We start from the raw sequence: 14,450 nt of genomic DNA, 5'->3' as shown, positions 1-14,450 counted from the left end.
GGTCATGGACCAGGAACTCGACAGCCAGGTCGCCGTCGTCACCGGAGCCAGCCGGGGCATCGGCCTCGCCGTCGTCCGGGCCCTGACCGCCGCAGGGGCCCGTGTGGTCGCGGGGGCCCGCCACTCGTCGGACGAGCTGGACGAGCTGGCCAAGACCGGCGCGGTCGAGGTCGTCGAGGTCGACCTCGCCACGGAGTCGGCTCCTGCCCGGCTGGTGGCGCGGGCGGGTGACCGTATCGACATCCTCGTCAACAACGTCGGGGCCGCCCCTGTGCGCCCCGAAGGATTCCTGAGCATCACCGACGAGGACTGGCTGGCCTCGCTCACCGTCAACCTTCTGGCAGCCGTACGGACGACCCGCGCGGCCCTTCCCGTCATGCTCGCACAGGGCCGCGGCAGCATCGTGAACATCGCCTCGGTCAACGCCGCCCTGCCCGATCCCCTGGTGCTCGACTACAGCGCGGCCAAGGCGGCACTCGCCGCCTTCTCCAAGGGCCTGTCGAAGGAAGTGGGCGCCCGGGGAATCCGGGTCAACACCGTCAGTCCCGGCCCGGTCGCCACCGATCTGTGGCTGGCCGACGACGGCGTCGCGGCCACGGTAAGCAGGGCGACCGGCGCCGACCGGTCGGCGGTGACGGAAGGGGCAGAGGGTGCCATGGTGACCGGCCGGTTCACCCAGCCCGCCGAGGTCGCGGACGCCGTCCTGTTCCTCGCCGGCGCGCGGGCCGCGAACACGGTGGGCGCCGACATCCGGATCGACGGGGGCTTCGTACCCACCTGGTAGCCGTCAACGGCTGCCCCATCGGCCGCCCGCTCCCCCGAGATATCCAGCCAGAAACCGCAACCTTCCAGCCATCTTGCGTGTCTCATTAAATAACAGCACTAAACGCACTTCGGGGGACATGATGAGATCAAGCAGAGCAATACCGAGCAGATCAACACGAAGCAGAACCGCATGGGCAGCGCTCATGCTCCTGGGTACCGCGATGGGGGCGACCGCGGTCCCGGCCGACGCCGCACCGCTCGCCACCGCCCGGACCACCGCCTGCCCCACCGGCTGGAGCAGCCTCGCCAAGACACGGGCAGCGTCCACGTCGACGCCGGTGACGAACGTCAGGACCGGCCGCCACGCCTGCTATGACCGGATGGTCGTCGACATCCCCGGCGCGAGCAAGGGCAGCCTCGGCTACTCCGTCAGGTACGTCGACCGCCTCCGCCAGGACGGTTCGGGTCGCGTGATACCCGTGCGCGGCGGGGCCGTCCTCGAAGTGCGGGTGACCGCGCCCGCCTACGACCCCGCGACCGGGGCACCGACCTATCCCGCACGGGCGGGCCGCCCGCTTCCGGGCGTCGACCTCGCCGGGTACCGCACCTTCAGGGACACCCGGTTCGCCGGCAGTTTCGAGGGCGACACCCAACTCGGGCTCGGCGTCCGGGCACGGCTGCCGTTCCGGGTACAGCTGGTGACCGGCCACGTGATCGTGGACGTGGCCCACAACTGGACCGGCGCACGCTGACGCACGTCAGTGCTCAAGAGAGTCGAGCCAGTCGATCAGGAGCCGGCTGATCTCCTCCGGGCGTTCCTGCTGGATCCAGTGGCCGCAGCCGTCGAGGACGCGGGAGGAGGTCAGACCGGGAAGGGTGGTGGGATACGCCTCGATCGCATCGGCCAGCCAGGTGGTGGACGCGTCGAGGGATCCGCCCACGAACAACGAGGGCTGCGTGATGGGGGCGCCCTGGTGGGCGGCCATGTCCTCCCAGTCCCGGTCCATGTTCCGATAGCGGTTCAGGGCCCCGGTCAGGCCGGTCCGTTCGAACTCCTCGGCGTAGACGTCGAGTTCGTGCTCACCGAGCCAGGCCGGCAGACGGCCGACCGGAAACCTGTCGCGCAGCGTCCCGCCGCTGCCGACGAAGTGCGGATCGGGCGCGCCGGGCGCGGGCATGGTGTCGGCGGACAGGGCCGCGTAGAAGCCGGCGAGCCAGCCGCGGACGTCGGGTTCGATCTCCGCCTCGGCGCGGCCGGGCTGCTGGAAGTAGGAGACGTAGAACTCCTCCTCGCCTCCCATCCCCGCGAAGACCTCGCTGGGCCTGGGGCCGCCGGGCGGGGTGTAGGGCACGCTCAGCAGCCCGACCGCGCGGAACACGTCGGGTCGCAGCAGGGCGGAGGTTGCGGCGATGGTCGCGCCCCAGTCATGTCCGACGATCACCGCTGACCGCTCGCCCAGGTCGTCGACCACGGCGGCGTTGTCCGCCACCAGGTCGAGCATCCGGTACGCGGGCACGTCCGCGGGTCTGGAGGAGCGCCCGTAGCCGCGGACGTCGAGGGCCACGGCGCGGTAGCCGGCGGCGGCCAGGGCCGCCAGTTGGTGCCGCCACGAGTACCAGGTCTCCGGGAAGCCGTGCACGAGCAGTACCAGGGGCCCGCTGCCCTGCTCCACGAGGTGCGTGCGGCCGGCCGGTGAGGGCACCAGGCGGTGGGTGCGGTCGGCGGCGGGGGTCTGCGGCATGGTCCCTCCCGGGGCGAGCGTGGCCAAGGGCGTGAGCTACGATCATGCAGGGGCCGGCACGACGCAGGCGACATCTGTTGCCGTTTCGGCAACACCGCGGGGCCCTTCAATCGGTACGAGCCCTCCGCCCGCTACCGGGGCGCCTGAGCAATGCCCGCGCTCTCCGGCCGACTCAACCAACCCAACGAACCCAACCGACTCGCACTACTCGACCGACTCGACGGACCCGACGGACCCGACCGACTCAGTCGTCCGCCACCAGCTCCACCGGTGTGGCGATGACGTCCACCAGGGCGTCGCCGCGCAGCGCGGTCAGTGCGAGTGGCCGTCCTATGGCGTCCCCGAGCATCAGCCGCTGCAACACCTGCGCGCTGGTCACCGCATCGCCGTGGGCGGTGATCAGCAGGTCGCCGTCCCGGAGCCCGGCACGGGCGGCCGGGGACGTGGGCACGACCTCGATGATCCGCAGGCCAGTGCGTCGGCCGGTGCGCACCCGGAGCGGCGGTGGCAGCGGTGCGGGAATGCCGGCGAGACCGAGATAGGCGCGGCGGACCCTGCCCTCGGAGAGCAGGGTCGCGATGATCTGCCGGCTGGTGCCGTTCACCGGGATGGCAAGGCCCAGGCCTACGTCGGCGATGGCGGTGTTGATGCCGACGACCCTGCCGTCGGCCGTGGCGAGCGCCCCGCCGGAGCTGCCCGGGTGGAGGGTGGCGTCGGTCTGGACGACGTCGTCGATGACACGGATCGCCCTGCCCGCGCTCGCCGGCAACGACCGGCCCAGCGCGCTGACCACGCCGGCGGTGACGCTGCCGGTCAGCCCGAGCGGGTTGCCGACCGCGACCACCAGTTGCCCCACCCTGAGCGCGTCGGCCTCGCCGAGCCTGATCGGGGGCGGGGTCGGGCCGTCGGCGCGGACCACCGCGAGGTCGGAGAGCGGGTCGGCGCCGATGACGTGGAAGGGGGTGGTCGTGCCGTCGGCGAAGGACGCCGTACCGGCGTCGGAGCGCCCGACGACATGGGCGTTGGTGAGCAGGAAGCCGTCGTCGGTGAACACCACCGCGGAGCCGGTGCCCCTCACGAAGCGCCCTCTGGAGCTGCGGTGCGCGACGTTCAGGGCCGCCACCTTCGGCGTGAGCTCGGCGGCGACGGAGGTGACGATCTGCGAGTAGGAGTCGAGCGCGGCCTGCTCCCCGCGGGAGCGGTCGGGCTCGGAAAGTGTCTCGGCCACGAGTCGACCTTTCCGCTTGCCCAAAGGCATGTATTACATGCTTACACCCTTGCATCGGCAGGCGGACCGGACTTCGCTGCGGGCTGACGCCCGGGGTGGGCGGCGACGGCGGGCGGACCGGCCGCCCCCTGTTCAGTGTGCGCGGGGCGGTGCGTCAATCCACCCGCTTCGACGTACGCAGTGTGCCGACCGTCTTCAGCAGGCGGTCGGCGGGTGCGCGCAGCTCGGGATGGGCGTTGACCGTGTTCCGCAGGCCCCGCACGGGTCTGCGCCACAGCCGGTGGGCCGCCGCGACCGGGTGGGGTCGGCTGGCGAATCCTTCCGCCACGCGCAGCTCACGGGTCTTGAGCCAGTCCTTGTACTCCTTGTCGCCGCGCCCCAGATCCATCAGCGTCACCCCGTGCCGAGCCGCCGCCTCGGCCGTTCGCAGATGCATCATCAGCCCGGGCGAGTAGTAGTGCAGGTCGGGGTCGTACGCGGTGAACCAGGCGGCCAGCACCGTGCGCGATCTGGGCCCGAAGTGCGCGGCCACCGGCCGGTCGCCGGCGTACAACACCGAGAGCACACCGGTGAAGTGCTCCTCGCGGACCTGGAAGAGATGGTCCACCAGGTCGACGATCCACGGGCGCGCGAACCGGTCCATCCGCCCCGTCCTGCGGTACTGGGCGGACTTCCACTGCATGAGCCGCCGCAGCATCTCCGGATCACGCTCGTCGAACTCGAACCGCACTTCGCCGACGTCGCGCCCGATGCGTCGCTCCTTCTTCAGCGTCGTCTTGGCCAGCCCCGGGTAGGCGCCGCGCAGCCACTGCGCATAGCCGCTCTCGTCGGGCTTCAGATCGACGACCGGGGAGGAGAACATCCCCGTGACATGCCTGCCGAACGGCTTCTGCTCCTCCACGAGATGATCGAACTCGAAGATGGACAGCCCGCAGGCCTTCAGCAGGTCCTGGGCATCCCAGGTGACCCCGGGGCGGTGCACGAGCGCCTGGCAGTCGGAGAGGCCGAGACCGAGGGCCCGGCCGACGCCGAAGGCGTTGCGCTCGTACGGGAAGAAGCCGACCGGCGACCCGCCCTCACGCAGGACCGCGACCCGCGTTCCGGCGCGATAACTGCCGATCCCGAGCGCGAACTCCGGCGCCAGGAAAGGGTTGGCGTATTCCGGCGACTCGTCCATGGCCGCGTGCCATGCCGCGCGCAGCGAGGCGCTCAGTTCGTCGACTCTGTGGATCGTGACGTCCACGTCAGATCAACCGCCCTTCCACAGGCTCCGCGAGAGACGTCCCGACCGCGGCACAGGCCGGTAGAGCATGTGGATCCCTGTTCATTGATCGCATCGGCGACCGCTCCCCCCGTGACGTCCCCCCGCGGCGCACTGTCCGCGTCCTACCACTTCTTTGAGTATCAGCCGATTCCACGCCGTGTACACGGTCGTTCCGCGGTTGACCCTCCGGTTCCGAACTGTCCGGAGGGGATCAAACGTCGCGAAACAGTACGCATGTTGTCAAGAGTGCCTGCCGCAACAATGGATCGACTCTTTCCAGTAGGCCGAATGTACTTGCCTACGTCAACCAAATGCCCACCATGGACGTCCCCACCCACCTCGGAGCACACCGGTGCACCACCCGGCACCGCACGCACATTTCACGCCACCATCATGTCGGGGCAGTTGAGCCCTGCCGAGGCCCAACTAGCGTCTTGGGAAGCCCGAACCGACACGAGTGAGGTTCCGATGTCCTCAAGACACTCCCTCGCCACCCTGGCGCTGGCTCCGGTGCTCGCCTTCCCGGCAACCGCCCATGCGACGACGTACGACGGCTCCCGAGTGCCGCCCCAGAAGGCGCACTTCGACCTGCAGGCCCACCGCGGCGGCATCGGCATGACGACCGAGGAGTCCCTCGAGGGATTCGGCAAGGCGATGCGTCTCGGCGTGTCCACCCTGGAACTGGACACCCAGATCACCAAGGACGAGAAGGTCGTCGTCAACCACGACCGGCAGATCAACGCCCAGAAGTGCCGTGACACCGCACCCGTCACACCGGGCGACCCGATGTACCCGTACGTCGGCAAGTACATCAAGGACCTGACCCTGGCCCAGATCAAGACCATCGACTGCGGTTACCAGCAACTGCCCGGTTTCCCCGAGCAGGAGGTGGTCAAGGGGTTCCGGATGGTCGAGCTGAAGGACGTCCTGAACCTGGTCAGGAGCTACCGCGCCAAGCAGCTCAAGCTGAACATCGAGACCAAGGTCGAGGCCGGCGCCCCCGAACAGACCGCGCCGCGCGAGCTGTTCGTGCGCCGGGTCCACGAGGAGATCCACCGCTCGGGCATCGAGAGGCAGGTCACCATCCAGTCCTTCGACTGGGGCGCGCTGAAGGCGATGCACAAGCTGGCCCCGAAGTGGCCGCTCGTCGCGCTCACGAACTACGACTTCCTCCAGGTCGGCCAACCCGGCGCCTCCCCGTGGCTCGGCGGGATCGACGCCGACGACTACGGCGGCGACTTCGTGAAGGCGGCCGCCACCATCCCCGGCGTCAAGGCCCTCTCCCCCAACTACGGCTTCCCGCAGAGCGGCAAGGTCGGCGACCCGGACTTCCGCTTCTACTCCGACCGGACCATGGTCAGGGAGGCGCACGCCCGGGGCCTCAAGGTCATCCCGTGGACCTGCGACGACCCGGCCACGGTGGAAGCACTGATGGACATGGGCATCGACGGCATCATCACCAACTACCCCAACCACGTCCGCCAGATCATGGCCGACCGGGGCATGCGCCTCCCCAAGCCGTACGAATCTCGCTGACACCGTGAGACTGGTCCACCCCTTCCAGTCCTCGGCCTCCCAGGTGCCCGATCCCGACCTGGGCTCGTCCTCCGGCACGAACGGGTCGATGTCGTAATCGCCGCAGAGGTCATCGGCAGTAAACGTTCCGTCCGGCTTCGACTCCCACAATCCGCCGCCATATGGACGTCCCACCGTGCCTGTCCTAGGGTGCGTCGGCAAGCGCTTTCTAGCATGGTCATGCCATTCCCCTCGTCCCGTCCGCGGAAGGGAAGCGTCTCGTGCCGCACAGCGCATCACACGGTTCGTCGCAGCAGTGGTCCCGCAAGTCGTTCCTACGGGGAATGGCAGCCGTCGGGGTGGCCCCGTTGCTCCCCGGGATGCTTCCCGCCGCCGCACATGCCGCCGCCTCCTCGGACGGGCCCGGCTTCCCGCTGGTGCAGGACGGCACGGCAGCCGCCGTATTCGTCGACGCGGCGGACGATCCCGCCGTGATCCGTGCCGCCGGCGACTTGCAGGCGGACGTCGAACGGGTCAGTGGCGTACGGCCGTTGCTGCTGCACGCGCTGCCCGAGCGGGCCGCCGGGCTGGTCCTGGTGGGCACCCTCGGGTCCAGTCCCGTCATCGACCGGCTTGTCGCGCAGGGGCGCCTCGACGTCTCCCGGGTGCGAGGGCGCTGGGAGGCGTCGGTCACCCAGGTGGTGGACCGGCCGGCACCCGGCGTCGACCGGGCCCTGGTGATCGCGGGCAGTGACCGGCGCGGCACGGTCTACGGCGTCTACGACACCTCGGAGCGCATAGGGGTCTCACCCTGGTACTGGTGGGCCGACGTCCCGGTCGAGCACGAGGACACCGTGACGGTGCCCGCGGGGCCCTTCAAGCGGTACGAGCCCTCCGTCCGCTACCGGGGCGTCTTCATCAACGACGAGCAGAACATGACCACTTGGTCGCACCGCACCCAGGAGCCGGACAAGAACATCGGGCCCGAGACCTACAAGCGGGTCTTCGAGCTGCTGCTCCGCCTCAAGGCCAACTACCTCTGGCCGGCCATGCATCCGTACTCCGACTTCTTCAACAAATACCGCGAGAACCCCGAACTGGCCGACCGCTACGGCATCGTCGTCGGCTCCAGCCACCCCGAGGCCCTGCTGCGCAACGGGGTCCACGAGTGGGACCCGTGGGCGCAGGAGCATCCGAACGCCGACGGCAGCCTGCCGGTGTACGACTACACGGTGAACCCCGGTGTCATCTCGGACTACTGGAGAGCGCGGGCGCGCGAGAACGCCGCGTACGAAAGCAGTTGGACGCTCGGCATGCGCGGCCTGCACGACACCGCGCTGGAGACCAAGTACGCCACCACCATCCCGGAGAAGGTCGTGGTGATGAACAACATCATCGCCGACCAGCGCCGGATCCTGACCGAGGAGGTCGGCGCCGCCGTCGAGCCCCAGATCTTCATCCCGTACAAGGAGGTTCTGGACCTGTACAACGCGGGCGTCCAGGTTCCCGACGACGTCACGCTGATCTGGCCGGACGACAACCACGGCAACATGCGCCAGCTGCCGACCGAAGGGGAGCGTGCGCGCTCGGGCGGCAACGGGATCTACTACCACCTCTCCTACTGGGGCCGCCCGAGGAGCTACCTGTGGCTGGACACCACCCAACTGGCCAAGGTCTGGCAGGAGTTGCGGCGGGTCCACGAGCACGGCGTCGACCGGATGTGGATCTTCAATGTCGGTGATCTCAAGTCGATCGAGAACGGGCTGTCCTTCTGTATGGACATGGCCTGGGACGTCGACCGCCGGGGCGCCGACAAGATCGAGGACTTCATGGCCGAGTGGGCCGGGCGGCAGTTCGGGCACCGTCACCGCCGGGAGATCGCCGCGATCCGCACCGAGTACTACCGCCTCGCGGCGGAGCGGCGCCCGGAGTTCATCGACCGTGACGTCTTCTCCGTGATCCACCACGGGGACGAGGGTGGGCGCCGCATGGCCGCCTACGACCGGCTGGTCGAGCGTGCGCAGGCAGTGGGAGCCCAACTACCCGAGACCTACCGTGACGCCTTCTACGAACTGGTCGAATACCCGGTGCACGGCGCGTACTTGATGAATCTCAAGTACTACTGGGCGGACCGCAACGCGCTCGCGGCGCGTCAGGGTCGCGGGGCCGGGACCAACCGCTTCGCCGACCTCGCCCTGGCCGCCCACACCGACGAGCAAGCACTCACCGCGCGGTACAACACCGAGGTGGCGGGCGGGAAATGGGACGGGTTCATCAACCCGTACCCTTCGCAGATCCCCAAGGCTCCGGGCCGCCCGAGCGTCACCAGGGTCACCCGGCAGGAGACGTCCGGGCTGGACGTGGCCGCGGAAGGGAACGAGACCGGAGCCGACCGTCCGCTGTCCTTCTCCTCCTACACCCGCGACCGTCGATTCCTGGACGTCTTCAACAGCGGCTTCCTGCCGGTGACTTGGGCGGCCGAGGCCAACCGGCCGTGGGTACGGCTGAGCTCTGCGGGCGGGACGATCAGCGAGCAGGTCCGCCTGTGGGTCGAGATCGACTGGGATCGGGTGCCGGAGGGGACGTACGACGCGACGGTCACCGTCAGTGGGGCCGATCGGCGTGTCGAGGTGCCGCTGCGGGTGGTCAACGACGGGGAGCGGGCGCGCAGACGGGCCCGTGGGTTCGTCGAAGCGGGCGGGTACGTGTCGATCGACGCCCGGCACGCCGACCGGAAGGTGGCGCGTGGCGGCTGCCGCTGGCGGACCGTGCGCGGGCTCGGTCGCCGCGGTGGCGCCATGGAGGCGGTGCCGTCGATGGCGGCCCCGATCACCGAGCACTTCGCCACCGGAGCCCCGGAGTTGAGCTACCGGGTGCGCTTCACCAGCACCGGCACATTTCCGGTCACCGTCTTCCGTCTGCCCTCGCTCGACGAACGCGGCCACCGCCGCCTGGCCCTCGCCCTCGACGACCACCCGGTCACCGTCCTGTCGGGACAGGCCGTCGCCACCGGCAACCGGGGCGACGCCTGGGCCCGTAACGTGGAGGAGGGCATCGAGAAGCTGACCGCCACGGTGACCGTCGACACGCCCGGCGAGCATGTCGTACGGCTCTTCATGGTCGACCCGGCGATCGCCGTGGACCAGCTCGTCATCGACACCGGCGGCCTGCCCGCCACGTATCTCGCACCGCCGGAGAGCTACCACCCGGTGTTCAATCCGGACCCCGCGACGGCAACGGGCCTGGACGCGCCGGACCAGTAGCCGACATCCGGATCTGGATCTGGATCTGGATCCGGCCAGATCAATCGCTTGTCAGCCTGCTGACGGGGAGTTGTCAGGTTCGTGGGTTTGCATGGCGGCGGCTCCCCTCCCCCACCATGAAGGAGTGACATGAACAACTCCCTTGCCGGCACCGCGGACGAGACGATTCCCGAGTTCCCGATGCCCCGGGCGGCCGGATGTCCGTTCGCCCCACCGCCGGAGATGATGAGGCTGCACGCCGAACAGCCGGTCTCCCGGGTCCGGTTGTGGGACGGCAGCACGCCCTGGCTCATCACCCGCTACGAGGACCAGCGGACCGTGTACGGCGACAAGCGCCTCAGCGTCGACCCCAGGCGGCAGGGCTTCCCCCACTTCAGCGCGGCCTTCCAGCAGGCCTTCTCGCAGACCCCGCCGTCCTTCCTCAACATGGACGACCCCGGGCACGCCCGCATCCGCCGCATGGTCACCGCCCCGTTCACCATCAAGCGCATCGAGGCCATGCGTCCGGCGGTCCAGCGGATGACCGACGAGTTCATCGACGCCATGCTCGCCGGTCCGAAGCCGGTCGACCTGGTGGAGGCCCTCGCCCTGCCGCTCCCGTCACTGGTGATCTGCGAGTTGCTCGGCGTTCCTTACGACGACCACGAGTTCTTCCAGAGCAAGAGCGAGGTGGGCGTCCGCCGGGACGCCTCACTGGACGAGTCCCGGGCGGCCTCCGGCGCCCTTCTGCAGTACCTGGACGAGCAGCTCCAGGCCAAGGTCGCCGACCCGGCGGACGACCTGCTCTCCGACCTGGCCGCCCGGATGCAGGCGGGCGACCTCACCCGCCACGAGGCCGCCATGCTGGGCCTGTTGCTGCTCGGCGCCGGGCACGAGACGACCGCCAACATGATCGCTCTGGGCGTTCTCGCCTTCCTGGAGCACCCCGACCAGCTCGCCGCCGTCCGCGACACCGACGACCCGCACCTGCTTTCCAACGCGGTGGAGGAGATGCTGCGCTACCTCACCGTCGTCCACAACGGCCAGCGGCGCGTCGCCCTGGAGGACATCGAGATCGGCGGCCACCTCGTCCGCGCCGGCGAGGGCGTCATCATCCCGGGCGCCACGGGCAATTGGGAGCCTGGCCTCTACCCGGACCCCGAACGCCTCGACGTCCGCCGCGACACCCGCCGCCACATGGCGTTCGGCTTCGGCATCCACCAGTGCCTGGGCCAACCACTGGCCCGCCTCGAACTCCAGGTCGTCTACGGCACGTTGCTCCGCCGCGTGCCCACTCTGCGCCGGGCCACCGAGATCGAGAAGATCCCGTTCAAGGACGACGGGGTCGTCTACGGCGTCTATGAGCTGCCGGTGACCTGGTAGGCCCGTATGTCGTATGCCCGAAGCCCCGTAGCCCCGAAGCCCCGTAGCCCCGTAGCCCCGTAGCCCCGTAGCCCCGTAGCCCCGGCCAGTGCTATGTCACATGCCACACCCGGACCGACACGGCGGCCCGGGCGCGAGCACGGCATAAGGGACGGTCGGGTCAAGTGGTCGTGCACGCACTGCCGTTGAGCGTGAACGCGGTCGGCGCGGAGTTCGTGCCGCCCTTGTTCGCGATGAAGCCGACGGTGACCGAACCGCCGGCGACAATGGTGTTGGTGTAGGAGACGGGCGCGACGCCGACGGTGCCGCCGCTCTGCGTGGGCGTACCGCCCCACATGTTCGAGATGGTCTGGCCGTCGGCGAAGGTGAAGGCGAGCTTCCAGCCGCTGACGGCGGTGGCGCCCGTGTTGCCGATGCTGATCTCGCCCTGGAAGCCGCCCGGCCAGTCGCCCACCACGCGGTAACCGACGGAGCAGGCGGTGCTCGGTGCCTTGTCGGTGGTGACGTTCACCGTGGCCGAGCGGGCCGAGCGGTTTCCGGCGGCGTCGTGGGCGTAGACCGCGAACGTGTACGCGGTGTCGGCGGTCAGGCCCGGCACGGTGACGGTGTTGCTGGTGGAACTGGCGAGCTTGGTCTCGGAGCCGCCGCTGACGCGGACGATGTCGTAGCCGGTGACGCCGACGTTGTCCGTGGCGGCGGTCCAGGTGAGGGTGGCGGAGGTGGCCGTCACGGAGGAGGCGGTGGGGGCGCCGGGGGCGGTCGGCGCCTGGGTGTCGTCCGAGCCGCCGGCGTAGACGGTGGCTTCCTTGGCGGTCTGGGCGATGCCGTTGGCACCGTTGAAGATGCGCTGGCCCCAGGAACTGAGCTGCGTGGGATCGAAGTTGATCGCCAGGTCGAGGATGGGGTCGGTGTTGCCGCTCCAGGACCAGGCCAGATAGCCGAGCTTGAGCTGCTGCGCGGTGGCCATCATGGTGTCCTCGTCCGGGTCGCCGTACTGATCGGCGGGACCTCCGAACTCGCCGATGAGGAGGGGCAGTTTGGCGTCGACGAAGGCGTTCAGGTAGTCGGTGATCTCCTGGGCCGTGTCGAAGACGCTGTACATGTGGATCGAGAAGATGAGGTTGCCGGTGGCGTCGGCGTCGTAGACGGACTGGGCGTTGGCGCGCATGACACCCTGCCAGTCCTGGCCCCAGTTGGGCGCGTCCACCATGATCGTGTGCTCGAACCCGGCGTCGCGCAGCTTCTTGATCGCGGCAATGGTGGGGGCGGTCCAGCCGTCCGGATTGGTGTTGCCCCAGGGCTCGTTGCCGATGTTGATCATGATGTAGTTCTCTTGTCCGGCCAGCACGTCCTTGAGGCCGATCCAGTAGTCGGCCGCCTGGTCGAGCGTGCCGGCCGCGCTGTCCTCGCCGTAGCCGGTGGTGTCGTGCACCTCCAGCACGCAGATGAGCCGGTTGGCCTTGCACTGGGCGATGACGTCGGCCACGTCCGCGGCGCTGTTCGCGCTCCAGCGGTGGCCGTCGGCGAGGACGACGCGGACGGTGTTGGCGCCCAGCGCCTTGATGTCGGCGAGGGACTGCTGCGTCCTGCCCGGATACCAGGTGTGGGCATGGTTGACGCCACGCATGATGAAGTCGTTGCCGTTGCCTTCGAGCAGGCGGCCGTCGCTGATGTGGAGACCGGTGGCCTGTGCGCCCGGCGGCTCGGCGGCCCGGGCGTCGACCGGGCCGAGGACCCCGAAGCCGACGAGCCCAAGGAGGGTCAGCAGACCCGTCAGCAGGCGGGGTAAGGGCGTCTTGCGTGTCGTGCTTCTTGTTCTTCTCACTGCGACTCCAGGGAGTGAGCGCCAAGAAACTCAGGCATCGGAAGGAAGCGAGCACGTGTGGGAGCGCTCCCATAAAGCCACCCTGCCGCGTACACGTCAAGAGAGTTCGCATGCTCCCTGCCGGCGACTCCGTCCGGGTCGTCGATGAACTGGTTCGGCTTGGTGCAGAACGTCGTGAAAGAAGCTGCCCGTGGAGGTGACCCTCGCCCGACGGCCGACGGGAGGCGCCGCGCGATCAGCCGCTGTAGACGGCCACGTAGTCGACGAGCATCGGCACGCCGGACCGGGTGTTCGCGCTGGGTGTGGCGTGCCCGGCGAGCGGGTCGGGGAAGGCGCCGCCCATGGCGAGGTTCAGCAGAATGAAGTGGCCGTGTCCGGTCGCGGCGTTCCAGGTGGCGGCGTCCATCTGCGAGGAGTTGACGGAGTGGTACTGGACCCCGTCGACGTACCAGCGCAGTTGCTGTGGGGAGACGCTGCGGTCCCACTCGAAGGCGTAGGTGTGGAAGTTGCCCGTGCAGGCGGTGTCGGGGCAGGCGTTGCTCGCGCCCAGGCCATTGGTCTCGTTGCAGGGGCCGCCGGGGTTCGTGCCGCAATGGAGTGTGCCGAAGACCTTGTTGACTCCGTTGACGTTCTCCATGACGTCGAACTCACCGATGCCGGGCCAGTTCTGGTAGTTCCCGCGGAACGCCGCGCCCAGGGTCCAGAACGCGGGCCAGTAGCCGTCGGCCGCGTCGCCCGTGACGTCGGGGACCTGGATCCGGCTCTCGATGCGCAGCTTGCCTCCGGCCGGCGGTTCGAAGTCGCTGCGCTTGGTCTCGATCCGCGCGGACGTCCAGTTGCCGGCCGAGTCCTTGATCGGGGTGATCTTCAGGTTCCCGGCGCCGTCCTGCTGAAGGTTGGCGGGGTCCGAGGTGTAGGTCTGCACCTCGCCGGTGCCCCAGTGCGCGGCACCGCCCGGGTAACCGGTCCCGGTGTCGACGATCCAGTTGTCGCTGGACGGCAGGGTGCCTGCCGCGCCGGCGAAGTCGTCGCTCCAAACCTGGTTCCAGCCGTTGGGAGTCGGCGGAACGTCGGCACTGGCGAAGCCGTACAGGGCGCCGCCGAGCAGGACCAGCCCGCTCAGCGCTCCGATCGCGGCCTTGAGCGGCCTGTGTGTCTTCCTCGCATGCTTGCGCTGCAGCACGGGACGACCTCCACGTGTGGGGGGAACAGGAGGTAACGGCTTCAACAGAAACCGCGTCCGTCACTGTGGTCCTCGCCGTGGGGGCCGTCAATGGCTACGACTGAGAGCGCTCTCACCTCCACGAATGTGCCCGGCCCGTGAAGACCTGGGTGATGGTCTCGGTCGGCTTGGGCTGACCCGGGTCGGCCTGGGGTGGCCCGAGTTGGCCTGGGGTGGGACCCGCGCGGACCTTGACCGCCTCCGCCCGCACCAGCAGAATGTGCCCTCTTGAGAGCGCTCTCAGACCGCTCTCAGATTGAGCGG

The 14,450-nt window shown here is 69.3% G+C and carries 10 protein-coding genes; 5 read left to right on the top strand and 5 right to left on the bottom strand.

Annotation, left to right across the window (positions count from 1 at the left end):
• Positions 1-4: 4 nt before the first annotated feature.
• A complete protein-coding gene (locus OG303_RS44645) occupies positions 5-784 on the top strand; it encodes an SDR family NAD(P)-dependent oxidoreductase (RefSeq protein WP_405875718.1) in 780 nt (259 codons plus the stop codon).
• A gap of 184 nt (positions 785-968) precedes the next feature.
• Entirely contained in the window at positions 969-1,517 is a 549-nt protein-coding gene (locus OG303_RS44640) for a hypothetical protein (protein ID WP_405875717.1), read from the top strand.
• Between the two features lie 6 nt (positions 1,518-1,523).
• Here OG303_RS44640 and OG303_RS44635 read toward each other — a convergent pair whose 3' ends face one another.
• The 3 genes from OG303_RS44635 to OG303_RS44625 all read right to left on the bottom strand — a co-directional run bounded on the left by OG303_RS44635 (position 1,524) and on the right by OG303_RS44625 (position 4,978).
• Positions 1,524-2,507 carry an alpha/beta fold hydrolase gene (locus tag OG303_RS44635; RefSeq protein WP_405875715.1) on the bottom strand — a complete coding sequence of 328 codons (984 nt, stop codon included), beginning with the start codon at positions 2,505-2,507 and terminating at the stop codon, positions 1,524-1,526.
• A gap of 244 nt (positions 2,508-2,751) precedes the next feature.
• Positions 2,752-3,735: a S1C family serine protease gene (locus OG303_RS44630; RefSeq protein ID WP_405875714.1), complete on the bottom strand. Its 984-nt coding sequence runs from the start codon at positions 3,733-3,735 to the stop codon at positions 2,752-2,754.
• A 154-nt stretch (positions 3,736-3,889) separates the two neighbouring features.
• Positions 3,890-4,978, bottom strand: coding sequence for a GNAT family N-acetyltransferase (locus OG303_RS44625; RefSeq protein WP_405875713.1), 1,089 nt, complete (start codon positions 4,976-4,978; stop codon positions 3,890-3,892).
• Positions 4,979-5,467: 489 nt separating this feature from the next.
• On the opposite strand from OG303_RS44625, the gene OG303_RS44620 reads away from it, so the two are divergent.
• The 3 genes from OG303_RS44620 to OG303_RS44610 all read left to right on the top strand — a co-directional run bounded on the left by OG303_RS44620 (position 5,468) and on the right by OG303_RS44610 (position 11,139).
• Entirely contained in the window at positions 5,468-6,535 is a 1,068-nt protein-coding gene (locus tag OG303_RS44620; RefSeq protein WP_405875712.1) for a glycerophosphodiester phosphodiesterase family protein, read from the top strand.
• A gap of 323 nt (positions 6,536-6,858) precedes the next feature.
• Entirely contained in the window at positions 6,859-9,777 is a 2,919-nt protein-coding gene (locus OG303_RS44615; protein WP_405875711.1) for a glycosyl hydrolase 115 family protein, read from the top strand.
• A gap of 129 nt (positions 9,778-9,906) precedes the next feature.
• On the top strand, positions 9,907-11,139 hold the full coding sequence (locus OG303_RS44610) for a cytochrome P450 (RefSeq protein ID WP_405875710.1): 1,233 nt from the start codon (positions 9,907-9,909) through the stop codon (positions 11,137-11,139).
• A 160-nt stretch (positions 11,140-11,299) separates the two neighbouring features.
• On the opposite strand, the gene OG303_RS44605 is transcribed toward OG303_RS44610, so the two are convergent.
• The gene (locus tag OG303_RS44605) at positions 11,300-12,964 is read right to left on the bottom strand and encodes a cellulase family glycosylhydrolase (RefSeq protein ID WP_405875709.1); all 1,665 of its coding nucleotides are present in this window, start codon (positions 12,962-12,964) and stop codon (positions 11,300-11,302) included.
• 235 nt (positions 12,965-13,199) lie between these two features.
• Entirely contained in the window at positions 13,200-14,147 is a 948-nt protein-coding gene (locus tag OG303_RS44600; RefSeq protein WP_405875708.1) for a glycoside hydrolase family 16 protein, read from the bottom strand.
• Between the last annotated feature and the right edge of the window lie 303 nt (positions 14,148-14,450).

The sequence above is a fragment of the Streptomyces sp. NBC_00005 genome (genome assembly GCF_045160215.1).
Taxonomy (GTDB): Bacteria; Actinomycetota; Actinomycetes; order Streptomycetales; family Streptomycetaceae; genus Streptomyces.
The sequence above is the reverse complement of the archived record's forward strand: the minus strand, read 5'-3'. Positions and strand labels throughout refer to the sequence as shown.

What these genes read in the sequence shown, in the direction of transcription:
- OG303_RS44645 (WP_405875718.1), top strand. Translation starts at nt 5, where the DNA reads ATGGACCAGGAACTCGACAGCCAGGTCGCCGTCGTCACCGGAGCCAGC.
- OG303_RS44640 (WP_405875717.1), top strand. Translation starts at nt 969, where the DNA reads ATGCTCCTGGGTACCGCGATGGGGGCGACCGCGGTCCCGGCCGACGCC.
- OG303_RS44635 (WP_405875715.1), bottom strand. Translation starts at nt 2,507, where the DNA reads ATGCCGCAGACCCCCGCCGCCGACCGCACCCACCGCCTGGTGCCCTCA.
- OG303_RS44620 (WP_405875712.1), top strand. Translation starts at nt 5,468, where the DNA reads ATGTCCTCAAGACACTCCCTCGCCACCCTGGCGCTGGCTCCGGTGCTC.
- OG303_RS44615 (WP_405875711.1), top strand. Translation starts at nt 6,859, where the DNA reads ATGGCAGCCGTCGGGGTGGCCCCGTTGCTCCCCGGGATGCTTCCCGCC.
- OG303_RS44610 (WP_405875710.1), top strand. Translation starts at nt 9,907, where the DNA reads ATGAACAACTCCCTTGCCGGCACCGCGGACGAGACGATTCCCGAGTTC.